Annotated in this window: 21 protein-coding genes; 8 read left to right on the top strand and 13 right to left on the bottom strand. The window is 64.7% G+C overall.

The window, feature by feature from the left end; translation table 11 throughout:
* Positions 1–107: 107 nt before the first annotated feature.
* Positions 108–881 (bottom strand): patatin-like phospholipase family protein, encoded by a 774-nt coding sequence (locus BR31_RS28620; protein WP_331281129.1) that lies wholly within the window; start codon positions 879–881, stop codon positions 108–110.
* Positions 827–1,249, bottom strand: coding sequence for a patatin-like phospholipase family protein (locus BR31_RS32540; RefSeq protein WP_331281128.1), 423 nt, complete (start codon positions 1,247–1,249; stop codon positions 827–829). Before BR31_RS32540 ends, BR31_RS28620 begins: the two co-directional genes overlap by 55 nt.
* Positions 1,250–1,388: 139 nt before the next feature.
* Between BR31_RS32540 and BR31_RS0114015 the strand changes: the two genes are divergently transcribed.
* On the top strand, positions 1,389–4,625 hold the full coding sequence (locus BR31_RS0114015; protein WP_027501521.1) for a DEAD/DEAH box helicase: 3,237 nt from the start codon (positions 1,389–1,391) through the stop codon (positions 4,623–4,625).
* Here BR31_RS0114015 and BR31_RS0114010 read toward each other — a convergent pair.
* A complete protein-coding gene (locus BR31_RS0114010; RefSeq protein WP_027501520.1) occupies positions 4,622–5,239 on the bottom strand; it encodes a TetR/AcrR family transcriptional regulator in 618 nt (205 codons plus the stop codon). The two genes, BR31_RS0114015 and BR31_RS0114010, sit on opposite strands and share 4 nt — an antisense overlap.
* Before the next feature lie 62 nt (positions 5,240–5,301).
* Between BR31_RS0114010 and BR31_RS0114005 the strand changes: the two genes are divergently transcribed.
* Together BR31_RS0114005 and BR31_RS0114000 are read left to right on the top strand one after the other, a co-directional pair.
* The gene (locus BR31_RS0114005) at positions 5,302–6,237 is read left to right on the top strand and encodes an SDR family oxidoreductase (protein ID WP_027501519.1); all 936 of its coding nucleotides are present in this window, start codon (positions 5,302–5,304) and stop codon (positions 6,235–6,237) included.
* Between the two features lie 65 nt (positions 6,238–6,302).
* A complete protein-coding gene (locus BR31_RS0114000) occupies positions 6,303–6,584 on the top strand; it encodes a GNAT family N-acetyltransferase (RefSeq protein ID WP_027501518.1) in 282 nt (93 codons plus the stop codon).
* A 12-nt stretch (positions 6,585–6,596) separates the two neighbouring features.
* On the opposite strand, the gene BR31_RS28615 is transcribed toward BR31_RS0114000, so the two are convergent.
* The 5 genes from BR31_RS28615 to BR31_RS0113975 form a co-directional block, all read right to left on the bottom strand.
* Positions 6,597–7,664, bottom strand: coding sequence for an HIRAN domain-containing protein (locus BR31_RS28615; protein WP_197023617.1), 1,068 nt, complete (start codon positions 7,662–7,664; stop codon positions 6,597–6,599).
* Positions 7,665–7,854: 190 nt separating this feature from the next.
* Positions 7,855–8,388, bottom strand: coding sequence for an LpqN/LpqT family lipoprotein (locus BR31_RS0113990; RefSeq protein ID WP_027501517.1), 534 nt, complete (start codon positions 8,386–8,388; stop codon positions 7,855–7,857).
* Positions 8,381–9,346 carry a hypothetical protein gene (locus BR31_RS31895; protein ID WP_197023616.1) on the bottom strand — a complete coding sequence of 322 codons (966 nt, stop codon included), beginning with the start codon at positions 9,344–9,346 and terminating at the stop codon, positions 8,381–8,383. Before BR31_RS31895 ends, BR31_RS0113990 begins: the two co-directional genes overlap by 8 nt.
* 51 nt (positions 9,347–9,397) lie before the next feature.
* On the bottom strand, positions 9,398–10,372 hold the full coding sequence (locus BR31_RS0113980) for a WXG100 family type VII secretion target (protein WP_027501515.1): 975 nt from the start codon (positions 10,370–10,372) through the stop codon (positions 9,398–9,400).
* The gene (locus tag BR31_RS0113975; RefSeq protein ID WP_037176644.1) at positions 10,369–10,668 is read right to left on the bottom strand and encodes a hypothetical protein; all 300 of its coding nucleotides are present in this window, start codon (positions 10,666–10,668) and stop codon (positions 10,369–10,371) included. Before BR31_RS0113975 ends, BR31_RS0113980 begins: the two co-directional genes overlap by 4 nt.
* Positions 10,669–10,901: 233 nt before the next feature.
* Here BR31_RS0113975 and BR31_RS30625 point away from each other — a divergent pair, with 233 nt between their 5' ends.
* The 5 genes from BR31_RS30625 (at position 10,902) to BR31_RS0113955 (ending at position 17,083) form a co-directional block, all read left to right on the top strand.
* Positions 10,902–11,528: a nucleoside triphosphate pyrophosphohydrolase family protein gene (locus tag BR31_RS30625; RefSeq protein WP_051637404.1), complete on the top strand. Its 627-nt coding sequence runs from the start codon at positions 10,902–10,904 to the stop codon at positions 11,526–11,528.
* A gap of 197 nt (positions 11,529–11,725) precedes the next feature.
* Positions 11,726–13,606: a DUF2075 domain-containing protein gene (locus tag BR31_RS0113965; protein WP_027501513.1), complete on the top strand. Its 1,881-nt coding sequence runs from the start codon at positions 11,726–11,728 to the stop codon at positions 13,604–13,606.
* 101 nt (positions 13,607–13,707) lie between these two features.
* Complete coding sequence (locus BR31_RS31145; RefSeq protein ID WP_197023615.1) at positions 13,708–14,565, top strand: HNH endonuclease; 858 nt, start codon at positions 13,708–13,710, stop codon at positions 14,563–14,565.
* Between the two features lie 815 nt (positions 14,566–15,380).
* The gene (locus BR31_RS0113960; protein WP_027501512.1) at positions 15,381–16,064 is read left to right on the top strand and encodes a DUF6338 family protein; all 684 of its coding nucleotides are present in this window, start codon (positions 15,381–15,383) and stop codon (positions 16,062–16,064) included.
* Between the two features lie 107 nt (positions 16,065–16,171).
* Positions 16,172–17,083, top strand: a complete 912-nt coding sequence (locus tag BR31_RS0113955; protein ID WP_156042483.1) for a hypothetical protein — start codon at positions 16,172–16,174, stop codon at positions 17,081–17,083.
* A 907-nt stretch (positions 17,084–17,990) separates the two neighbouring features.
* On the opposite strand, the gene BR31_RS0113950 is transcribed toward BR31_RS0113955, so the two are convergent.
* From BR31_RS0113950 to BR31_RS0113930, 5 genes are all read right to left on the bottom strand, one after another.
* Positions 17,991–19,040 (bottom strand): AbiTii domain-containing protein, encoded by a 1,050-nt coding sequence (locus tag BR31_RS0113950; protein WP_156042482.1) that lies wholly within the window; start codon positions 19,038–19,040, stop codon positions 17,991–17,993.
* Positions 19,041–19,490: 450 nt separating this feature from the next.
* Positions 19,491–20,624, bottom strand: a complete 1,134-nt coding sequence (locus BR31_RS31535) for a hypothetical protein (RefSeq protein WP_156042481.1) — start codon at positions 20,622–20,624, stop codon at positions 19,491–19,493.
* A gap of 86 nt (positions 20,625–20,710) precedes the next feature.
* A complete protein-coding gene (locus BR31_RS28605) occupies positions 20,711–20,944 on the bottom strand; it encodes a transposase (protein ID WP_197023614.1) in 234 nt (77 codons plus the stop codon).
* A 62-nt stretch (positions 20,945–21,006) separates the two neighbouring features.
* On the bottom strand, positions 21,007–23,961 hold the full coding sequence (locus BR31_RS32595; RefSeq protein ID WP_156042480.1) for a zinc-ribbon domain-containing protein: 2,955 nt from the start codon (positions 23,959–23,961) through the stop codon (positions 21,007–21,009).
* Positions 23,962–24,623: 662 nt separating this feature from the next.
* Positions 24,624–24,919, bottom strand: a 296-nt coding sequence (locus BR31_RS0113930) for an integrase core domain-containing protein (RefSeq protein ID WP_027501508.1), incomplete at its 5' end; no start/stop codon positions are given.

Genomic DNA, 24,919 nt, shown 5'->3' with positions numbered 1-24,919 from the left:
AGGGTCGTCCCAATCCATCGGCTCGACTACCCACCCCAAGGTGCAAATCTCTACCCCTCGATGCAGACGTCAGGGGTTGACACGGGACGAACCGTGCATGCAGCGGTCTACCCGGATTCGACCAACTCGACGCCACGCCCGAGCTTCGCCGCCTCTCGAGCGAAGGCAGGGTCGAAGAAGAGGAAGCTGAGCAGGTCGCCTCGGTCTGCCGCCTCGCCCCCGATCAGCCGGGCCAGGGCCCACAACGCCGGGTTCTGCGTGCCGCGCAGGCAGGCGAATAGTTCGCGGAAGACCCTGTCCGCGAGCGCGGCGATCTCACCGGCCCGGTCCAGGGAGGGGCCGGCGAAAATGAAATCGATCTGGCGAGCAATTTCCGGATAGTCGCGCGCAATCTTGTTGCGGCGTTCGATCGCGCGTAGATCCTCGATCATGCGGTCGGCCAGCATCGCGCGCATCGAGAGCGCCGCGGCCCCGAACACGTCGGGCTTTCCGGTGTGAAATGGCTGCTTTGATGGGAACCCGGTCGGCCAGGTCCGGGGGTGCGTCGCGACGACGCCCAGCAGGTCTGCACCGAAATCGATCGCGGGCTTGACGGGCGTGTTCAGCAGCAACCCACCGTCGACGTACCAACCGGACCAGCCGTGCGAGTCTCGGACGTGCACCGGGCGGAAGAGCGCCGGAACGGCGGCGGACGCGAGCACATGGTCGACGGTGAGCATCGTGTCCACGTACGTGATGTTGCGGCTCGCGTCGTAGAGCGGGAGGTCCACGGACGAGTTCCTCTCCACGAACACGACCGTCCCCCGCGTCGCCACGGACGTGGCGGTCACCGCGACGGCGCCGATCGTTCCTGCGGCGATGTCCCGTGCAGCCTGTCCCACGGCAGCGCTCGCTTCAGCGTGTCCCGCAGTGGCTCGGTGTCCAGCAGACTGGGCAGACGTACCGGGATTCCGGCGAGCTGCGCCAGGTAGCGCAGCCCACTCCCGACGATGCTGTTCACCGGCCCGAAGACATCGTCGAGCCTGAACAAACCCCACCGACGGACGAGTTCGTCCGCCGCCCTCACCAGTCCGAGGTCATAGAGGCCGCCGAGCCCGATCACATTGAGGGCGCCCGCGCTGGTGCCGATCAGGATCGAGGGCGGGGTGTTGTCCGCGGCCATCCGTTTCGCCAGCGTCGCCATCGCGCCTGCCTCGAACGCACCTCGTGCGCCCGCTCCCGCCACGACCAGCCCGATGCGTTCAGCCACGATCCGCCCCCATCGACGCACGCGTTTCGCCTCGTTGACTGACGGTACTCCCCGACGGCACACCGACACGAGGACGACGAACAGGAGTTCGGGCGGGCGCGCGACCTGCACCGTCGCCCCCACCGACTACCGTCTAGCCATGCTCTCGCCCCTCGACCGCGACCACGCCATCACCACCCTGGTGCGGGCGGTCGGGCAGACCACCTACGACCGCGGCGTCCGCTACGCCCGCGGCGGCTCGGTGCTGGAGCTGGACTGGCTCGCCGCGGAGCGGCGGGCGGTCGGGCTGGTCGACGGGACCGAGCTGTACCGGACGTCGGCCGTGTTCAGCCTGCGCGCCGAGCGGCTCGAGTTCGCGCGCGGCGAGTGCAGCTGCCCGGTCCGGCTGAACTGCAAGCACTCGGTCGCGCTGACCGTCGCCCTCCTCGACCAGCCGGACACCCAGGCCGTCGCGGCGCCGCCGTCCTGGGAGGACGTGCTCGGGGCCGCCCTCGGCGGCGGCGACACCCGCCCCGGCGGGACCGTCCCGCTGGCGGTGCAGCTGACGCTCACCCCCGGCCCCCGCTCGCAGTTCTGGCGGCTGCACGCGCGGCTCGCCCGGCCCGGCAAGGCCGGCTGGGTCAACGCGAACATGGCCTGGGCGAACCTGCCGACCATGCACGAGGTGGACGCCCGGCACCGGGACCTGCTGACCGAGCTGCACACGGTGCACCAGATGGGCGGGCGCGGCAGGCGCAGCGGCTACGGATCCGCCGAGAAGGACCTCGACCTGACCACCATCGACAGCCCGCGGCTGTGGCCGCTGCTCGACGAGCTGGCGGCGGCGGGCGTCGAGCTGCTCTACAACCGCAAGGAGCTGGGCGCGCTGCCGCGACCCGGCACCGCCGAGCTGTGCGTGGACATCGACGAGACCGGCGGCGACCTGGTGGTGACCCCGACCGTGCGCACCGACGACTCCGACCTGCCGGTGGCCGCGCTGGGTTTCCTCGGCGAGGACGCACACGGGGTGATCTACCTGCGCCCCGGCGACCCGCGCGGCCCCTCGCCCGCGGAGTGGCCGTTCCGGATCGCCCGGCTGTCCGGGACGGCGCCGCGCGCGATGCAGGAACTGGTGGCGGCCGAGGCCTCGATCACCGTGCCCGCGAGCGACGCGGACCGCTTCGCCGCCGCCTACTACCCGCGGCTGAGCCGGGCCGCGAGCGTCCGCTCCACCGACGGCTCGTTCACCCCACCCACCATCGAGGGCCCGACCCTGCTGCTCCGCGTCGCCTACCTGCCCGGGCACCGGGCGCAGCTGCACTGGCAGTACCGGTACGCGATCGGCGGCGCCGAGCGCGCGGTGGAGCTGCGGCCGGGCGACGACGAGAACTTCCGCGACGTCGACCGTGAACGGGCGCTGCTCGACGGGCTCGACCTGCCGCTCGCCAAGTACCGGCTGCTCTCCCCCGCGGGCGCGCTGCTGCCGCGGGTGAGCCTGGAGGGCCTCGACACCGCCCGGCTCAGCACCGAACTGATCCCCCTGCTGCTCACCCGCGACGACCTGGAGGTCGTGGTCGAGGGCGAGGCCGCCCAGTACCGGGACGCGGGCGACAGCCTGAGCATCGGGGTCGGCACCGACGCCACCGACGACGGCGACTGGTTCGACCTGTCGATCACCGTCCGCGTCGAGGACGCCCCGGTGCCGTTCCGCGACCTGTTCTCCGCCCTGAACACCGGCCAGTCGCACCTGCTGCTGCCCGACGGCGCCTACCTCTCGCTGGACCGGCCGGAGCTGCAGCGACTGCGGGACCTGATCGCCGAGGCCCGCGGCCTGCACGAGCAGGACCCGAACGGGTTGCGGCTGAGCCGGTTCCAGGCGTCGCTGTGGGAGGAGTTCGCGGCGCTCGGAGTGGTCGAGCGGCAGGCCGCCCGGTGGCGCGAGCAGGTGCAGGGCCTACTGGACGCGACCACCACGTCCACGCTGGAGCCGCCGGCGTCGCTGCGGGCGACGCTGCGGCCCTACCAGCTCGACGGCTTCCGCTGGCTGAGCTTCCTGTGGAGCAACGGGCTCGGCGGCATCCTCGCCGACGACATGGGCCTCGGCAAGACGGTGCAGTCGCTGGCGCTGATCTGCCAGTCCCGGGAGGCGAACCCGTCCGATCCGCCGGTGCTGATCGTGGCGCCGACGTCCGTGGTCGCGAACTGGGCGTCGGAGGCGGCCCGGTTCGCCCCACACCTGCGGGTGGTCGCGGTCTCGGAGACCGGCACCAAACGCGGTGCGGCGCTGGCGCAGTCGATCGAGGGGGCGGACGTGGTGGTCACCTCGTACACCCTCGCCCGGCTCGACGACGACGAGTACGCGGCGCACCGCTGGTCGATGCTGCTGCTCGACGAGGCGCAGTTCGTCAAGAACCATCGCTCCAAGGCGTACCAGTGCATGCGCCGGATCGAGGCGCCGACCAAGATCGCGATCACCGGCACGCCCATGGAGAACAACCTGATGGAGCTGTGGTCGCTGCTCTCGATCAGCGCGCCCGGCCTGTTCCCGAACCCGACGAAGTTCGGCGAGTACTACCGCAAGCCGATCGAATCCGGCGGCGACAGCGAGCTGCTCGGCCGGCTGCGCCGGCGGATCCGGCCACTGATCCTGCGCCGCACCAAGGAACAGGTCGCCTCCGACCTGCCCGCCAAGCAGGAGCAGGTGCTGGAGGTGGAGCTCTCGCCGCGGCACCGCAAGCTCTACGACACCCACCTGCAGCGGGAGCGGCAGAAAATCCTCGGCCTGGTCGGCGAGGTCGACGCCAACCGGTTCACCATCCTGCAGTCGCTGACCCTGCTGCGCCGGCTGAGCCTGGACGCCTCGCTGATCGACGACACCCACGCGTCGGTCGCGTCGGCGAAGATCGACGCCCTGCTCGAGCAGCTGGCCGACGTGATCGACGGCGGGCACCGGGCGCTGGTGTTCAGCCAGTTCACCGGCTTCCTGGACCGGGTGCGCCAGAGGCTGGACGCCGAGGGCATTAGCTACACCTACCTCGACGGCCGCACCCGGGACCGCGCGAAGGTGTTGGGCGAGTTCAAGTCCGGCGACGCGCCGGTGTTCCTGATCAGCCTGAAGGCGGGCGGGTTCGGACTGAACCTGACCGAGGCGGACTACTGCTTCCTGCTCGACCCGTGGTGGAACCCGGCCTCCGAGGCGCAGGCCGTGGACCGCACCCACCGGATCGGGCAGACCAGGAACGTGATGGTGTACCGGCTGATCGCCAAGGACACCATCGAGGAGAAGGTGATGGCGCTGCAGGCCCGCAAGTCGGAGCTGTTCGCCAGCGTGGTGGACGAGGGCGGGGCGTTCAGCGCGGCGCTGTCCGCCGAGGACATCCGGGAGCTGCTCGGCTAAGGCCGGTTCCCGAGGCCCGCGGCCGCCGCCAGCGCCTCGACCACCCAGTCGTCGTAGTCCGTTGCGCTCCAGCCCCGTTCGTCGATGAGCAGCGCGTGGGTCTCGGGGCTCTGCAGCGCCAGCCCGACGTCCACGCAGCGGTCCACGTCGAGGCCGTCGACCTTGCCGGCGAGCGCGGTCATCAGGTGTCGCAGCACGGTCTCGTGGTGCTCACAGGTGGTCTGCCACAGCTGCGCCACCTCGGCGTCCGCCCCCGCGGCGGCGCGCACCGCCAGCAGCACCGGGGCCACCCGGTCCAGGATCAGCCGGGCCGCGTGCACCTGGATGCGCAGCTGCGTCAGGGGGTCCGGCTCGGCGACCGCCTCGGCGACCCAGGGCCGGTCCAGCGTGGCGATCGGTTCGTCGTCGCCGGCGATCGAGACGTCGAGCAGCGCGGCCAGCACGCTGCGCTTGTTGCCGAACACGAAGTACACGGTCTGCACCGCGACGCCCGCCTCGGTCGCGATCGCCTTGATGGTGGTCGACGCGTAGCCGGCGGTGGTGAACAGGGTGCGCGCGGCGGTCAGGATCTTCCGCCGCGCCGGTGTCTTGTCGTCCTCGATCGGTGTTGCCACGAACTGAAGTGTAGATCTAGAGTGACGCACTAGAGCTTCACTCTAGCGATCTGGGAGACGGCATGACCTCGGTACTGGTTCTCGGCGGATACGGCGCGGTCGGCGCGCACCTGGTCGCGCGGCTGCGCGCGGACGGGATCGACGCCCTGGCTGCGGGCCGCGACCCCGCGCGGGCGGACCGGGTGGTCGACCTCGCGGATCCCCGCTCGCTGGCGTCGGGGATCGACGGAGTGTCCGCGGTGGTGAACTGCTCCGGGTCCGAGGAGCCCGCGGTCGCGGCGGCGGTCGCCGGGGGCGGGATCCCGTTCGTCGACATCACCGCGACCTCCGGGTACGCGCGGGAACTGGAGCGGGTGCAGGGCCCGGTGCTGCTGGGCGTGGGCATCGCGCCCGGCCTGAGCAGCCTGCTCGCCGCCGAGGCGGCGCGCGCGGGCGGGCCGGTGGACGTGGTGATCGGGCTCGGCGCCGGCGAGGCGCACGGGCCGGCGGCGACCGCCTGGACCTACGGCCTGCTGGGCAAGCGCTTCGACGACCCGGACGGCTCCAGGGTGCGCAACTACACCCGTCCCACGCGTTTCGAGCTCCCGGCCGAGGCGGGCTACCCGCGGTTCCCCGCGCTGCGCACGGACTTCGCCGACCAGCACCGGCTGACCGCGGACCTCGGCGTCCCGGTGCGCAGCTACCTGCGCCTGGACTCCCGCCTCGCGACCGTGGGGCTGGCGGCGCTGACCTGGACGCCGCGGATCGCGGCCCTGATCCCGGCGGGCGGCATGCCCGGCGGCGACGGCTGGGTGATCTCCGCCCGCGGCAGCGACGGCAGGTCGTGGTGGGCCACCGGCCGCGGGCAGTCGCGGGCGACGGCGGAGGTCGCGGCGCAGGCGGTTCAGCGGGTGCTGCGGAGCCCGATCGCGGCCCCGACCTGGCTGCACGAGACGGCCTCGTTGAACGAGCTGCGGCCGACGCTGGGGGCGGCCGGAATAGTGCTCGGGACCGGATAGTTGACCCTGCTAGTACCCCGCATGGGTAACGTGCGAGGCATCCTCCGACGAAAGGGACCGTCACCGTGGCGCACCGCATCGAGCACAAGCCGACCGAGAACCGCTTCGAGATCCACGTCGACGACGCCCTCGCCGGGTACGCCGATTACACCGTGATCGGCGGCGTCCGGGACTTCGACCACACGGTCACCGATCCTGCATTCCGCGGGCAGGGGCTGGCGGGCAAGCTGGTCGCGGCCGCGCTGGACGCGACGCGGGCGGACGGCATCTCGATCGCGACGTCGTGCTCCTATGTGGAGAGGTTTGTCGAGCAGAATCCGGACTACAAGGATCTACTCGCCGGCTGAACTGGCCCTATGTCATTCGGCAACCCAGAAGCTCCACCCCTCCGGTGCGGCCGGCCAACTCGAGTCGGGCGACCATCCAGGAAAGGGCTCCCATCCATCCGGTGATTCCGGCCATCCCGGCGCCGGGTTGAACCGGATATGTATCGGCTTGGGCGGGATCGGAGCGTGCACCGTCACGCTGGGCGCTAGCACGGCGACGTCAACGAACTGCTGGGCCGGAACGATGGACTCCCCGGTGGTGTGGGGCGGCGCCGCTGGGGCACTCGTCGACGGTTCCGGCCAGTGGGCGGGCAGTTCGTGTGCGCGAAGTGCATGGATCACGACTTCAGCCTTGAGCCTGTTCCCCTTCACGAGTGCCCTGGCCGCAGTCAGCCTGCCGGTCTCGGCGAGGTGCGCGATCACAGGCAGATAGCTTTCACTCATCTTCGGAGTCATCTGACCCACGAGCCTGCCATCGAGGCGTACCTCCACCACCTCGCGGCTGGTCCGGGCCAGCTGTTCGGTGACCGCGTGAAGGGTGGCGTAGGCCCAGCATTCCCCCTCCGACCGCAGGAATGGAGCGATCGCATCCATATGCTTGTCCTCGCCGCCGATCTGAACGGCAGACCCGTAGGGCAGCATGACGTGCCCCTGCTGCGGCGGCAGATTAGCCGGGACGCACAGATGCGGCTCGCCGATACCTACGGTCACCCTGGCGCGGAAGACGGTGCGGGGCACGGCCCTTCCTCGGTCGTCCCACTCTGTGCCCTCCCATTCGCTTGCCCACACCTGGCAGGGAGCGAAGGGCTGGAGACCCTGGTCTGTCAGCGCGCGGAGCACCGGACTGTAGCGGACTGCGTCCTCACGTGGCAGATAGCCGACGATGGCGCCACCCACCTCCACACTCACGGCGTTGGAGTCGTGCGGGTTGTGTGGTTCGGGCACCAGATAGGCGACAAGATCCAACTCTGATCCGTTTTCCGGGATCCGGCCCGCGTAAAGTCGCCTGATCGCGGCCTCGTGGTGCGACTCGCCAGCTACCTCGCGGCGATCCCAGTCGCCCTTGCGCCACAGTTCGAATGGCACCGTCGCGGAACTCATCACAGCCCTCCTCATCTCCCGATCCAGCCCCGAACAACATCGATGAAGTCGCCTATGTCATGTCCCCAAGATTCGCACGGCAACGTTGTCCGGTTACTCGGACTGTACGGACCACGGCGCGGATGAGGCGAGAAGTTCGTCCAGCAGAATCCGGGGTGCCAGGACATCCCGGCGGCATTGCGCGGCTGTTCTAGCCTTGTGTGATCTCGAGCCCGAGGTTGAGGACGGCGACATCGGTGTCGAGGTCGCCGTCCTGACTCGTGAGGGTTGTGACGGTCAGCTGGGTGAGGTACTGACCCTGCACGCCATCTGTGACGATATAGCGGGTCGTGGCAGCCAGATTCCATACCTCGACCGCGTAGACCCCGCGGATGAACGCCGACGGACGGCCATGGAAGTCGGTGGCGGAAACCTCGAAGTCCTGCCAACCCGGCAATCGCCGCGAATCAGTGAATGCACGGGCGAGTAGCTCCCTCGCCTCGACTGCGCCCGTGAGCTTCCCATGTGCCAGCACGGCGTTCGGAGTGAACCCGTCCGTCGTGGAGCCCCGACAAACCAGCACCTGGGCCGCCTCGGGGTACTCCCCGGCTGGCATTTCGGACCACCCCGGCAGGATAGGAACCGAAACCGCGGCCCCATCGTCATCCGTGGGAACACATTCGATGCCGTGGTCGGTGAGGTACTCCGCGACCGTCTGCTCAGTCGGGGCCTGCCCGTCAGACACCACCCGGCCGCCCCATCCCCGATCCCGACGACTTGGCCAACCGCGCCGCACGGAACCGCTCGCGCAATGGCGGTGGGCGCAGCAGTTCGCGCGCGTCGGGGCGCTCGAGTACGTAGCGGCGGTCGGGATTGTCCTTCAAGAACTGCAACAGGGCCAGAAGGGTATTGGGTTCGGCGACGAACAGCTTCGCCATCACGGTCGCTGTCGCCTCCTCGTCGAACTGCAGCCGGTCCTCCGCGGGCAGCGCCTCGTGCGTTGCTAGCTTGATCATTGGGTGCATCACGTCTGCCCAGCCCGTGTGAACAACCATTTCGTCGGGCAGGATTGAAGCGACGTCGTCCCAAGCCAGGAACAGGTCGGACCGTCGGAACACCTGCCTCCGCCACTGACGAGCACGTCGATGCACACCACTGGGATAGATCCCGAGAACGGTCCTGGGCCGGCAGACGATGCACAACACTGCCGCCACCAGGGCTACCGAACCCGCCAATGCCATGAGCGCAGCACCTCCGCCGGTGTCCCGCCCTTCCGGCAACAACGCCTCCGCGATACCCGCGAAGTGGACCGCGGCCGCGGTCAACCCGTAGGCAGCGCCAGATGCCAGTACCGCAGCCAGAAGCAGCGCACCGTACCGACCCGTTGGCACCTCGATACCTCGTCCGTACGTCTGATCGTGGCTCTGAACAATCCTGCGCGATAGCCCGATTGAGCGAAAGCCCCCCAACCCGAGACCGAGAATGGACAGCCCGATGAACACCAGTACTAAACAGGCGAACCCCGCGGCAGCGGCGACATCGCCCTCGCCGACCGATTGAGCCGTGACCACCCCGCCGAGTACACCGAAGGCCAGCATGGCCGCGGTGCACGTCAGCCAACCAAGGTGCAGCTTCTGTGGCCACCTTGATGACCCGACCAGACCCAGGGTCGGGATGGGATCACTGTCCGACATCGTGCTCAAGTCATACCTCGATTTCAGTCGCCGTGCGCGAAGCCATCATGGGGCGTTCCGTCAATCCCACATGAGCTGAAGCCCTTTTGATCCACCCCAACTCGCAAACCCACCGATAACCGCACCGACCACCAGACCGCCTGCAGTCCCCACACCCGGAAATACCGATCCCATCGCCGCCCCCGCTCCGGCCGCAGCCAGGAGTCCTGCAACCGCCCCGCCGCTCTCGGTCACGATTGCCTTTGTCGGATCCATCCCGCCGTCGATGTCATTGACGATGGCAGGCACAGTTCCGATCACGGCGCCGAACGGGCCAAACCCTCGTCCGATGCCCCGCGCCAGATCATCGCCGGACGATGCCGCCGCGCTGACCAAACCCTCCTTCGTCGCGTCCGCCACCAGTCCGATGGACGACGCGGCCACAGTGGCCGGCACATCGGGCTTCCAGGTGAAAACGTCCTTCTTCTCCTCCACGACCTTGCCGGGCACCGCAGCCTCACCGGCCCGCTGAAGTACCCCCGTCGCGCGCTGAATCCGGCTCGATACTTCGGACGCGGCGGATTCCGCCTGCCGCAGCGCCCCGACCACCGCGATGGTCAGTTCCGCTGCCTCCTTCTTGATCCGAAGAGCCGCGATATCGGCCATGCCCGCGGGGGCCAGCACGAGCATCGCCAACAGTCCACTCGGGTCGACCTCCCCGTTGTCGGCGACCCGGTATCCGCGGCTGTGAGCGCCCGCAACCACCACGACCAGGTGGTCGCGCGCCGACTCCACGATTCCGGCGCCCACCCGGTACTCCTCCGCGACCGCGGCGAGGGCTCTGGACACGCCCCGCCCGAGACGTTGTTCCTGCACAACCCGCTCGGCCGCGACGGTGGCCGCGGTGCCGTGCCACGTCTCGGCGAGGGCGTCCTGTTCTGAGGTCAGGCAGTCCACCTGAGCATCGACCTTCGCTACGACCGATTCGATGCCGTTGGCCGTAGCCCGAAGCGCACGGACGTTCCAGGACTTGACCTGCTCGACGGTCGGGCTCATGAGGGAACGTCCATCACGTGCAACTTTGCGGTGAAGTCGGTCTCGGTGACGTCATAATTGTTGGCGGTGCCGTGTGCGATCTCCGAGATCGCCACAAGCCGTGAGCACACATTTCGAAGCGCCGCGGCTGTCGTTTCGAATCCGTCCACGCAGACATCCGAGAACTGGGTACCTGGGAGCGCCTGCTGTGAATCCACGAACGGCGAGCTCACATCGAGACCGGCGATCGAATCGGACACTCCGGACACGGCATCCCCGAACTTGCGCAGCATCTCGGGATCAACCTTCAACGACATAGCGATTCCCCCAAATCGACTCCCCGGGTCGAAATGCTAGCAGCGTCGCTGTCGACCCTGCCCAATTGGCGGATGCTCACGCACACCGCCGGTTGAGGGTTCGGGTGGTGCCTGGCCAGCAAGAACGTCGCCTCCTCGCGGCAGTCACCAGGTTCCGAGCGGCACACCGAATGACAGAACGTCCTCGCGCGAGGCGGGCCAGGCGACGTGGAGCGGCGGTAGTGTCCTGACACGTGGACGCCAACCTTCGCCGACTGTTATCGGACCAACGCGAGTTCGTCCGTGTTCGCGAGTGGGAACAGTTTCATACTCCCAAGAACCTGGCGATGGCGCTCGGAGGAGAAGTTGGCGAGCTGGCATCTGCCATCGGATCGTTGCTGTCCGACACACCGCACACCGCACCGGTCGACGAGATCCACGCTGATGTTGTCGACGAGCTCGGTGATGTGACGCTGTATCTCCTGCGCCTCTATGACGTGGCAGGTATCAATCCGGCATCCGGATTCGATGGCGTAGTCGTCCCGTCCACCGAGCCCTGCCCGTGGCCGTCGACGCCCGCGGAGCTATTGGCCTTGGCGCGAGCTGTTTTCGACCTGGCAGGCACCGCCGGCCGCCTACTCGAATCCCTCCAGTGGGAGGCCAACTCGGCAAGCATGGAGTCACACGCCCGGCTGGCACAGGACCTCCCACCCAGACTCCACGCGACAGCGGAGAGCCTGCGAAGAGTGGGTGAGCTGCTCGGTGTGGACGTCGTTCTCGCGGCTGCTGCGAAGAATGGGAAGAACATGACAAAGTACCCGGTCGAGCTCAGCCGCGGTTCGAGCAGGAAGTACACCGAGCTCGATACGGGAGCACACTGACCGCCCGCGACTCCCGAACCAGTCGCCTACCTGGTGAGCATCTTGCTGTGCGACACCGATCGATCGAGGCTCCGAGAGCCCGTCCCCGTCCTCCGCTAACCTGATCCAGCGGCCCGACGGACTTCCGCTGTGTTCCACAGCCACGGACATGCCCCCAACCGCGCGACTGGATTCGTGCTGCCCGGGGGACCTCTAACGTGACCTTGCTTCGTACGTCGGCGAACCACATCGCCGGCATCGCTCATCCCGACTCGTTGGCCGAGCGACTGTTGGAGCAGATGCTGTTCAGCACCGGCCGTCGAGCCAGCACCGCGGAGCAGAAATCGTGGAGCCGAAGCCTGCCGATCCTTGCCCGCGACCTCATCGAGGCCGGACTCGGCGAGGTCGAGATGCTCATCGAGTATCACCTGCCACTCACTTCGCAGCGGGCGGACGTCGTCCTCGCGGGCACCCACCCGGACACCGGGGCACCTTCCTATGTGGTCGTCGAACTCAAGCAGTGGTCGTCGGCGTACCGATACGAGGACAACCCGGATCTCGTCGAGGTGCCGGGCATGCCCGGCGGCCCGAAGCTGCATCCGGTCGCACAGGTGAAGGGATATTGCGACTACCTAGCCGATTTCGCCAAGGCGCTCGCCGATCGTCCGGACGCGTTGGCGGGAATGGCATACCTGCACAATGCGACCGACCCGACGATGGTGGCCGATCTACGCTCCTTCCCCACGGATGTCACTGGCCGACTGTTCACCGCGGCCGACCGCGCCGACATGTTCACGTTCCTTCGTTCCCGCCTCACGACGGGATCTGCGGGCCATTCGGCCGGCGACACCCTGATGCGGTCGGCCGTGGCGCCCTCGCAGCAGCTGCTCAAGGTCGCGGCGGCCGAGGTGCGGGACCGACCGCAGTTCCACCTGCTCGGCAGTCAGCAACTGGCAGTCGACCTCGTGCTGCACGCGGTCGAGCACGCCCGCGCCGCGGACGGCAAACGCATCATCATCGTCACCGGCGGTCCTGGTAGCGGCAAGAGCGTCATCGCGTTGTCGCTTGTCGGCGAACTCGCACGCCGCGGCCGAACCGTTCTGCACGCCACCGGATCCCGATCCTTCACCCAGACGCTCCGCAAGGTGGCAGGCCACCGCGCACCCCGGGTGCGGGAAATGTTCAAGTACTTCAATCAGTTCATGACCGCCGAGCGAAACGGACTCGATGTCCTCATCCTGGACGAGGCCCACCGGATCCGCGAGACGTCCGTCGACCGGTACACCAAGGCGGAGCTGCGCACCGGGCGCCCACAGATCGACGAGCTGATCGCCGCAGCCCGCGTTCCCGTTTTCCTGCTCGACGAGCACCAGGTAGTGCGGCCCGGCGAAATGGGGTCGCTCGAACAGATTCAGCAGCACGCGCGCTCACTGGGCCTCGAGACGCAGCACGTGCACCTGGGTGAACAGTTCCGGTGCGGCGGCAGCGAGGAGTACTTGCTGTGGGTCAAGCGGCTTCTCGGACTCATCGACGGCGATCCATACGAGTGGAAGGGCGATCCACAGTTCCAGGTCCGGGTCGCGGAGAGCCCTCACGAGGTCGAGCACCTGCTCACCAAGCAGATCGAGAACGGATACTCGGCCCGCATGACCGCAGGCTATTGCTGGCCGTGGAGCGACGCCCGCAGGGACGGCACCCTGGTCGCCGACGTCACCGTTGGCGACTGGGCCCGGCCATGGAACAGCAAGAGCGACAGGAGGATCGGGGACGCTCCCCCGGCGCCTTTGTGGGCCACCGAGGATGGCGGCTTCGACCAGGTCGGCTGTGTGTACACGGCACAGGGATTCGAGTACGACTGGAACGGCGTCATCCTCGGCCCCGACTTGGTGTGGCGGGACGACAAGTTCACCACCGTCCGAGCGGCGAATCGGGATCCGGACTTCAAGAACCGCACCAGGATCCCCGATGCGCGCTTCGACACCCTAGTCCGCAACGTCTACAAAGTGCTGCTCACCCGCGGCATGGTCGGCACCGTGATCTACTCGACCGATCAGCAGACCAGGGACGCTCTGCGATCACTGATCCACGAGTCCCGCTGACCATCAGCTGGACTGACCGAAACAAGAACGAGCACGGCCCGACAGGCTTCCGCCACAGGACACGCCTCCACCCGGTGCGATCCCGGATAGGCGCATGGACGTTGACAAGTTGGATTCTCGTTGTCGGTGAAGGCTTCGAAGAAAACTGGGAGCGAGCCGTCGATTATCAGCTGTGGGACCTGAAGAAGCGCAGGGCAATCAAGCGTGGCGACGATGTCTTCTTCTGGCAGTCCCCCAACAGAGGCTTTCGCGGGTGGACGCGGGCCGTCACGGATTCCACAGATGGCACTCCCGATCCCCGCCCGTGGATACCCAAAGACAAGACACAGTACGTTCAACGGTTCTACTTCGATGTGGTGAGCAATACTCCCGTCGCTGGAAAATGGGGAGATTTCTTCAAGAACACGACAGTTAAGGCTGGGCCGAACACAGCTCCAGTCGAGGTGACGAACACCAATGACGAGGCCTATCTTCGCGGCCTGTTCTTGCCAACGATCGATGTGAAGCAGGTACCCGTCGACGTCGAGGTCGATCTCAAGAAGTACGCGGCCTACCTATCCGAAGATGACCGACGCCTGTTGGCCAATCGACTTGTTTCGGTCAGAGAAGGTCAGCCCGCTTTTCGCGCGTCACTGATCGCCGCATACGGCGGATGTTGCGCGATCACTGGAACGTCCGTCCTCCCAGTCCTCCAAGCCGCGCACATCGCACCGTATCGCGGTGCCCACAGCAATGAAGTCACGAACGGGATCCTTCTACGTTCTGACCTCCACACGCTTTTCGACACCAAGCACCTTGCCATCACAGCGCAGCTTCGCATCGAGGTCGACCCAGAATTGCAGGAATCCTCATACTGGGAATTCAACGGTCACCCACTCCGACAACCGGCGAAGCGCTCCGAGATGCCAAACGCAGAAGCGCTGCAGCTGCACTACTCGTCCTGTCACTGGACACCGTGACGGCCGCCGCGGCGACCGACTGAACACGGCCTGCTGCACGGTGAAGAACGATTGCAGCGCAGTGAAGTTTGTCTCACCGAGCGAAGCAGGTCGCTGCGTCCCGACATCCCATCGCGCATATCCGAGAGGCGCGATCACTCGTTGCTGCGCACGAAACCTCCTCTCGTCCTTCAGATCTAACGGCCCCGCCGCGAGCGCGGCCTCGATGACGGGTTCGCTGCGACGGTTGCTGACCAGTACCGCGACGTCGTCAGCGGTACCTGTCAGCCAGGTTGAGGGCGGTGCTACGAGCGCTAGCCGCCGCACTGGCGCACCCGTCACCGGATCAACGCGATGTCGGCGAGGGGCTGAGCTGGGACGAGCGGCGGTGGCTCTACCGAGGTCGTGGCCCGCTTCATGGCGCGCACTTGCGGGTGATTCTCGACGGCGAGACTGGGCCGATGTCCCTCGCCACGGAGGAAGGGGTGTTCTCCGGGCATCCCGCCTCGGCAATGTGCCCGTCCGGCGGCGGTGCGGAAGATGCTGCTCGGCTCTCCTAGAAGGTGACGTTGCGTGCGGCATACCGCTGCAGCGACACTCCGCGTACGCATACCATCTGGTTACCGACTGAAAGAGGTAGCAGTGGCGAAAAACCAGGCGAAGCCGCCGACCGGACAGGCACGTAAGGAGTCCGGCAAATTCAGCCAGGTTCGAGTGTCTAACTCGCCGCTGACACGGACCCCAGGGCCGCCGCCCACAACCCCCAGATTCGATGGCCCGGTGACCAATACGCAAGCTGAACCCTCGCCGCCCAACGAGAGCGGAACAGGCTAGGCGTGCTGCCCACGACTGTTCTTGGTCTTGTCCTGTTCATCGTCCTTCTCGCCCCGGGTTTCATGGCCAGCGTCGCTCGATCGCACCAAGAACCAGAGGTGACCCGGACACCACTGCGTGAGACCGCGAACATCGTCTTTCACTCAGCCATAAGCCTGTTCGTTGCCGCAGTCATTCTCGCAATCGTTCGCTCGGTGATCCCCGAGCGGACTCCCGATATCGGGGCGCTCCTGAGGAAGCCTCAAAAGGAGTTCGTCAGCGATCACGTGGCGCTGGCCTGGTGGTCAGTGGCCATGTTCGCGACCGCCTGCGGGATAGGCTTCTCGATCGGAAGGGTGGACTGGCTTCGGAACTGGCTGACGTCCCGGGGGCCCGTGAGCCCGCATTCGGCGTGGTGGTTGACCTTGTCGCCGGGCGCCGACTACTTTTCGCCGGTACGCACAGGCAGCGAGGAAACCGAGACAACGGTCGTCCACTGCGTTCTCGCCGATGGAGACGAAATCATAGGCGACCTGCTCAGTTTCTCGTCGTACATGCCCGAGAATGACGCGCGCGACATTGTGCTCCGCGCGCCGATTCATGTTCGCCGAGCATCCGGGGAGACAGTTGAGCATGAGAACGGCGCGCTCATCGTCAGCAGCAAGAACATCAAATATTTCTACCTAGAGAAGTTCCAGGCACGGTGACCCAGTTCCATCTTGTTGCCGCGACGGTGAACCACGAACACACCAACCTGTGAACGGTCACCACAGTAGTTGACTGATGCTCGTTCTTCCTCAGTATCGTGTGCACCGTGACATTCGTAATCGCTCAGATCACCGAAGATGACGGTGGGCTCTCACTCATTGCCGACACAAAGGTGACAGTTGCGCATGACGAGCGAGCAACTCGCCAGATCTACACGCGCCCATGTCAGAAAGTTGTGATCCTTGATGACGATCTGGTGGCAGGGTTCGCTGGAGATACCCCCGCCACATCGCTGCGTCACCTGGCCGGGCTGCGCGGTAAGTCAATCGACGAGGTCGTCGAGAACTTGGTCGAATACACCGCTGAGCTCAGCGCGCTGCCCGGAGTCTCCAAGTCGTTCGTAATCGCCAAGAGAGCACCCGACCCGCAACTGTGGACGGTCTCCAACGGCGATGCCGAGGATCGCACCCCGGTTAGAACAGCATGGGTGGGCGACCGGGATGCGCATCGGACGTACACCAGGTATTCCATGGAGTGGCCGCAGGACACACCCAGGAAGGATCAGTTCGTGTGGTCGGTCATGTCTGTTATCTCCCTCGGTGACATCCCGACAGTCGGCGGCTATATGGTTCGTGTCGTGGGCGACGCCTCGCAGCCATTCCGATTCATTGGTGACGTCGGGTCCACCGGGCCGTGGTTCACAGAAGCATTCGTCACCCGGGACAACGGAACAACGTCGGTGCGGTTCGCCGTACCACCGGGTGGTGACACCACGGAACACACGCGCATCCCCATTCCGGGTGAAGGCAGTACTTTCAGTGCCCTGGCTCACTATGTGCCGGAGTGCGATGCCGCATGGCTTCATACTCACGAGGACCCGTCGTCCGAACCAATTGTGCTGCGCGTTCAATCCATTCAGGAGCTCCTGGACGTCGCGGGTACCGAGTACCGGCAGTATTTGCAGATGCCGACCCATGAGTTTACGAGAGGTCTGCTTGGGCTAGAACCTTTGACGTAGAGAGCCCAAACCGCTGCAGGACCGAGCGTCGAACCCTGCACTCGAAGCGTTTGTACGGAGTTGGATGGCCGGCAACCACGTCTCGGCGATCACGCTCGACGCCACCCCCAGCAGCCTCATGGTGCGCTGACCGGTTGCTTAACTTCGCTTGGACCCGACTGGCGTCATTTGCCCACCGCTTCAACAGAAATCGCGGAATGATGTGGTGCTTGGCGCCGACCTTCGCGTGACGGTCGAGGCTGTCCAGCCAACCGATTGGGTCGGCCGACCATCGACTCGTCGAAGAATCGTGGCGGTGTGGTAGATGTGGCTCCACTGCTGTCCTGCCTGCTGACGGTTGTAGTCGGCGTGAATAGTGCTAGTCGCCACCGACAAACCTCTCAGCGGTGCGAATGGCAGGAGATTTTCGCTTGGGTCGGTGATCGCACGAGGTCGTCGTGGCGCTCAGCTCATGCGTTGGTGCAGCTCGTCGAAGAACTCCGAGACTATTTCTGCGGAGTATGGGCCCGTGAGTTCTTTTCCTCCGAAGCGATACACCTCGTATCCTGCGAGCCGCAGGCGGCGGTCCTCTGCCACCATTTCGGCGTACAGGGTGGGGTTGACGCTGCACCCGGGTGAGCCCGTGTATCGGCAAGGCGGCATCGACCGGCACGGGCGGAGCCTTAGACCGCACTGGTGAGGGGTAGGAGCGAAGCGTCAGATGTAGTTCGGACGCCACGAGTGGAAGATATGCAGGGATGCATCCACTTACGCGCCCATTGTCTCGACCGGCGAGCCAACGGATTTCGAACAGTGGCCCTCCCCGGGGCGGATGCCAGTCGCACGGCTCTGCGTCTGCCGGGTATACGGGGTCTGAGGAACTTGTCCGCCGGTCCGCATGGTGAGGGTAGCGAGGCGCTGCAGCGTGCTACGCGGTCTCGGCGGCTGGGCTATCTACTTCCGCTTCGCTGCTTGCATGGGCGGCCGTTTCGCTTGCCGCTGGCTGAGTCACGGATAGTCGCAGGATGTCCGAGATGAGCAGGTAGGTGCCGATGATAAAGCGGTCTGCGTCGGTCTGGGTCACGACTGCATGTGCGCCTTTGTTTCCGGCGTTCGTGAATGCATCGAGTCGCTTGCCAAGGTATTCGAGGTCGGAGGTTACGACTGCCCTCTTCGTTTGGCTGCTTTCGTTCTGCTGCACCCAGTACACCAACCGATTGATGTAGTTCTCAGGACCGTTGGCTCTTCCGCCGATGTCTTCGCCTGCCGGCTGCAGCTTGTCGGCGACAGCCTTAATCAGAGTTCGACAGTAAGCGGCTGCATCTGACCAATGCGACGGGTTTGTCGAGGTAACAAGCTCAAATGCTGCGGCGAGCTGACCAATTGCGTCCGGTACGAGGTCACCGAGAGCACTGTCAGTGAATGCTCGTGTTCGGTCGAAAGCGGACTCAGCCGCTGACCCAAACCGAAGTTCGAGGGCCTTTCGCGAAACATAGTCGTGAATCGCTCCGATGATGCGGTCGAGCATCGACTGGGACGATGTGAGCTGGCGGTTAAGGCTAACCCGCTCCTGGGTGTTTCCACGTGGAACGCCGACGATCTGGCTTGGATTGGCCGATGAGATGCTGATTGGCGCATCGGCCGTCGAGGCGAGTTGCAGCCTCGCGGCCTCAACTTGCGCTTGGAGCTCGCCGACGGAGGTTGTATCTGCGACAGTATCGCCCTCATCGTTGAGCTGTGTTCGCCCGGAACGCTTTGCCGCTGCCCATGGCTTGGCAGGAATGCCGGAGTCCTTCCGGTGCTGTTCGTATCCGGTGATCTCAAACGACAGCCACTCGATGGCATCGAAGTCATCGAGAAGGCGGGCAAATCGGCTGGTTTTCCGGATCAGGTCGATAGGTGGTAGTTGGCTGAGTTCGATGTTCGTCAGCAGCTCTTCCGAGAGCGCCCGCGCTTCGTCCCGCCGATCTAGCCCCATCCCGACCCTCCTGCTGACATGCCTCACCTTTGACAGGACTATAGGGCCTGGGCGGTCGAGGGCGTCAGGTCTGGCGCGGACTTCCGGGTTGGCGCGCACAACGTCCCACATCGACCCATGCAGAACGCCCGCATGAAGTAGGGCGATGGTGAGGTCGTGACGCTGCTGCTGCCGGCCGCACTGTGCCTGCTCCGCAGGTACGGCGGTGGTGGCCGGCGTCGCCGCGGCACCTCCGACCGTTGCGCGACCCCGACCCGGCGGGGTCGGAGACCTCACACGTGCACTCGTTCAAGAGGCACCGGCTGCAGCTCCTCGGATTCCCCGGAAATCTCGGCGCTCAGTCGCAGATCGAATGGAACGGCAAGCGGTACAGCATTTCTTGCGTGAGCGAGTGATCTGCAGAGCGGACGCGACTCGCGGTGGTCTGCGAACAGCTGCGTACGATTTGACTCAAGGCGAGACGTCACTGATGGGGTAACGTGCATCCGGATTATCAATCTCCTGGACAGAGGTGCGGTAAGCCTGATTTCCGGGTTCTCCAATGAACTGGGTTACCAATAGTTCTACCCTGGATATCGTTGTGTGACGTTTCAGTACCGCGAGTATGTCCTCACGGAGGTGAGCTAGTGGTTCACTCTCGCCTCGCGCTGCAATTGCCGAAATGTCTACAGAAACGATCGCCGGATAGCGACCAGAAAACTGACGAGCGGCCGTTCTGACTGACCGAATTACCCCTTTGACGCGGTCCTGACGAACCTTACACCCGACGTTGATATTGATGAACCGGCCAAAGGTTCCATTCTCATCGAGTGCAATAGCTTCCGTAGACCTTCGGTCAAACTCGGTAACGCCTCTCGGAAGCACTAGCTCCGCAGGGCCCGAGCCAGCAGGAAGAACCTCGAACTGTGCGGTGAACAAACCCTCGGCGGTTTCGCTAAATTTTGACGGTTTAGGCTGCCGCAAACCCGATCGTGCACTCGCCACGATGCGGTCAACGAGATCGCGGCGAGGCTCGATGTCAAACATCGCCTCTAAAATAAGAGCTGAGTGAGGAACTTGTTCGGGAAATGCAGCGCGCAGTTTCCGGGCTAGAATACCATACAACTCAAATCGCGCGTTGTCTTGAGGGCTGACGCTAGTTTTATGCTTGCACTCAACTTCCAGGCAATCATCAACGAGGAGATCCGGCGTTTGAGTGCCAGCCTCCGGGATAAAGAACACTCGCCGCTCCGACAGAACGTATTCGGCAGCCACGCGAATCTCGTGGATTGCGCTGGCGACTCGATTTTGATCGTCCAGCCTCAAATCATCAATGCGGGTCTCTAGGTTTTGTATGCCTGCATTTCGCAGAGTTTGAATATTGGAAGTCAGTTCGCCGATCTGCAGAAGCTGCTGAGATAGGGAAAGCGATTCAGGCGGGGTGGTTCTATACTGCTGTAGCCATGAGGCGATGACGTGCGGATCCCTATTCGGGCGAGCCGCATGCTCGCCAAGCCAATCGGCGCCCATCAAGTCGGCCAGTTCGGCCGCCCATGTAACGTAGTCCTCCGTCGTGTACATCCGTACTCCAAGCTGGCTCGACATGATCGCATGATAGATCCGGCTTCCGACATGGTTGAGCGCGAGCAGAGACGTGAACCCGAACTCGTTACCCCGGCAGTTCAGGACGACTAGCGCGTGTCTGACAATTTGCGGCTCCATGCAACGACCGCGTTGAGAACTGCAGCGGTACGGTAGACGATCGCGAGCTTGCCGTAGCGGGTGGCCAGTCCGCGCCCCTGCTTCAGGTGGGAGCACCATCGTTCGCCGATGTTGCGGCCGCGGCAGTCGACCGGGTCGAAGTCCGATGCCGCGGCGGCGTATAGGACCCGCTTCAAGCCGCGTCGAGCGGCCGGAAGTTGCACGACGACACACTCCGTCAATCTCCCACCCCTACGTCTTGTGCGGTTCCAAGTGTGATTGGTGGTCATTCACTAGCACTGCGCCGCTTGCATTTTGGGCACAGGTGCACCTGAGTACGCCGATTGGACGGCTTTGCCTGCCACTCGTGACCGCATTCCGCACACAGCCACCAGTAGTTCGTGCTAGATCCGTGGCTGACGCCGTCAGGTGTGGTCTCCCCATTCCTTCCAGGGTGCCACTGCGCTGCGATGGCAGGGTGACGCTCGGCCAGTGAGAGCCCAGGCCGGGGGCGTCGCCTTGCAGCACTCAACTGAACGGACGCGCATTTCTTGCAGCCGTGCCCTTTTCGTGCGCGCGCCCAGACAAGAGCACGCCACTCATTTCCGCACTCACCGCACCTCCACCAGACTCGTTCAGAGCTTGAGGGTTTGATGTCCTCCGGTCGAAGTTCACCGTTCTTTGATTCGTGCCATTCTGCGGCGAGGTCAGGCTTCTGGTCGGCAACTGACTCACCAGCGCCTGGGGACCGGCGGCTTCTTCCCCTCTCCTGCGATGCACACTGTCGACAACCACTTCCGTTTGCGACCCGCCTACCTGGACTGCGCTGCCATTCACGGCCGCAACAGCGACACTGCCACCACACAGGCGAGGCGAATCTGGGCCGGATGTCGCGCGGAGACAGTGGCGCATTCTTATCTGGATGCCACTCTGCCGCGATTTGGGGATAGAGGTCGACCAGAGACTTTCCCGGCGCTGGGGTCACTCTCTTCTTTGCGCGACGCTTCGAAGCACAGGGTCGGCATCCTGTATTTCTAGCGTTGCGCGTTGACCATTCGTGTTCGCAGTCCGGGCATAGCCACCATATTTCCTTAGTAGTGCCAGGGTTGATCGCATACATGTCGACACCGGGATTGCGCTCCCGGTTGAAGATGGTCAGTAAGTGCGGGTATGCGTCAGCCATCGATTCCCCGACCTTGGCCTGCCTCCGTCGGATTGCCGAGTCCTCGCGAGCACATCGCGGACACCCGCTTGCGTTATTCGTCCGATGTCCGGGTCGGGTACGCCACTCATTTCCGCAACGACTGCACAACCACCACGCGTGGATCTTGCTGCCAGGGTTTGTGTTCTCCGGGGTTCGAGCGCCGTTCTTGGTCGGGTGCCACTCAGCAGCCAAGTCGGGGAACTCATCTGCGAGGCTTCGTGATTGATAGTTGAGTACGCGTGAATCGGCCTGTGCGGTCGCCCATTGATCCGGGTCGACGATGTAGCGGTCGTGGTGCTCAGCACGGTGGCCCAGTTCGTCGAGTCGGCAGAGTACCGCGATCGCGATCTCTTTTACTGCGGGTGAATTCTTGACTCGTATCGAGTATTCGTCCAATAGCTCGAGTGGCTTAGGTCGGACGCGAAGGACTGTCCAGCCCGCTTCCATCAATGCGCCTGATTGACGACGATCCTGGACGAGCCCGGATTCACTCGCATGGTGGTGGCTCCCGTCGTACTCCACGATCGTGAGCAGAGACGGGATTACGATGTCGGCTGATACCGGCCGCCGGCCATTGACTGGGATCTTCGGGTGTTCAGGGTCAATGGGGACACCGGCCGCAATGAGTTCATACGTGAGTCTGATCTGTGTGGCGGACGTGCCCCACATAGTGCAGGTTGGACAGGACGATGCATTACTGCCACTCCGGTTTGTGATTGTGGTCTGCCAGACATGCCCACGTGCTCGACATTTCCACCAGGCTCTGTGGGAACTTGATGGTTTGAACTCCTCCGGGCGCCTCTTCCCATTGCGGGTTGGATGCCATTCGAGTGCGGCCGCCGGGTTGAGTTCGGCGAAGCTCCTTCCGGGCTCCGGCCGGTGCACGCAATCAGGGCAGCCTGTCCGCTGACTGCCGGTCCGCTGATAGATATGGGTCTGCCATGAATGCCCGTGGGACTGGCATCGCCACCAAACCTTCCGGTCACTTCCTGGTTTCAGCGTTTTCGGATCAAGGTTGCCGTTCCGAGAGTGGTCCCATTCGTCGATGAGCTCAGGGAAGAGACCGGCAAGGGACCGGTTGGGTTTGGGCGTGTCGCGCCGGGCAGTTCGTTCAACATAGCTACACGGAGCGCACCCGGTTCCTGCTCGGCATCGCGAAAGCGGTGTTGCTTGCCATTCATGTCCGCACGACTTGCATATCCACCAGATCTTGAACGACGAGCTCCCAGGCTTAACCTGATTGGGAACCAGATCACCGTTTCGGGTTGGATGCCACTCTTCGACTAGTTCGGCGTATAGGTCCGCGATGGATTGCCCTTTCGGTGCCTGCTGTTGCATTGCACGACTGCACTTTGGACAGCCGGTACGCTTGCCCGCAGTACGATTACTTACGCTGGTTTGCCATGCATGCCCGCATGCCGGACACAGCCACCATGCGCGAATAGCGCTGCCGGCGATCACATCGGCCGCGGCGGATGCATTCTTTGCGGGATGCCAGGTTGCCGCGATTTCGGGGTGGAGATCTGCCAGGGACTGACCCTGGGTTGGGCGACGCAGTTTCTCGCCTGCTCGTCGGTACGAGCAGGGTGGGCATCCACTGAATGGCGCTGCTGTTCTGATCCGGGGCGCCATCTCGAACTCGTGGTCGCACTGTCGACAGCGCCACCACACCTTCTTATGCAGGCTTGGGCGGATTGTATGGGCGGTGCGACCCTCATTAAGGTCTGGATGAAGCTCGATAGCCAGATCAGGATACAAGTCAGCGAGCGATTCACCTGGCCGCGCCCGATTTCGGTTGTCAGTCGTACGTTGCTGGCTGCACGTGCGGCATCCGACCGAGGCGTTCTTGGTGCGGTTACCTATGATCGCTTGCCAGCTCGTATCGCAGATGCTGCAACTCCACCAGACCTTTCGGTTGCTGCGTGCTGTTACGTCCTGCGGAAGTAGTGCGCCGTTCAGCGTCGGATGCCATTCCGCAGCCTGATCTGGAAATAGTTCAGCCAGGGAACTACCTGGGGCGAGAAGTCCCTTGGGCATTCATCCGTCCTTCCCCCGCAGGACCCGCCGGATGACAGCGTCGCTCGTGACGCTAACTGAACCGTCCTGGGTTGGTTCCGCTTGCCTAACGGTGTCGACATGTTACCGTTCGCCATCTCGCTGGTCGGTGAGGATTGGCTGAGGGGCATCAGAGCGGCGGGCACCGGCACCCGAAGGTGGCGAAGTGCGTTGCGTACCAGGTAATCATCGACATAATGGCCGAATAATTCGACCAGGTCGTCACCCAGGCCTCGCCCGAGCCTGGGACAACACCGACGCCGCAACCGCGGGCTCGCCGCTACAGACTCAACCCGTTGGTGAGCCGTACGACTTCACCGTTGCCTACATCGAAGCCCACTACCTCGTGGAGAGATGGATGGTCTCTTAAAAGCCCTCCCCAGCGCATTGCACAGCCGGGGCCTTCGCCAATCCCAGGTTGGCCGGTACCTCCGTGGGACCTCTTCCATGGTGCTACGGGCAGCCTCGGTAACGGCTCGCTGGTAGCCCTTGAGATGCGTGTAGCGCCGTCCGGATTGGAATTCGCTCGGCGGTACCAGCCGGGCTGCGCCGGAGGCAGAGGGGCCAACATGTACCTAAGCGAGCTGTTCATCAAGAACAACGGGCCGATCCGCGATCTGAATCGCCCCGGCATGTCTGGAGACTTACGAGTTTGAGAACTCAGCGACGGACTGAGTTCGGTGATCACGGTAGTAGAGGGCCTCGTACTCCGTGGGCGGCAGGTCGCCGCAGTGCTCGTAGAGCCTGCGGTGGTTGAACCAGTCGACCCATTCGAGGGTGGCGACTTCGACCTGGTCAACGGTCCGCCACGGGCCCTGGGCCTTGATCAGTTCGGTCTTGTAGAGGCCGTTGATCGATTCGGCGAGCGCGTTGTCGTACGAGTTGCCGGTAGCGCCGATCGAGGCATCGATACCGGCGTCGACGAGGCGTTCAGTGAAGG

The sequence above is a fragment of the Rhodococcus sp. UNC363MFTsu5.1 genome (genome assembly GCF_000686785.1).
Classification (GTDB): Bacteria; Actinomycetota; Actinomycetes; order Mycobacteriales; family Mycobacteriaceae; genus Rhodococcus_G; species Rhodococcus_G maanshanensis.
This window is presented reverse-complemented; position numbering and strand designations above follow the sequence as displayed.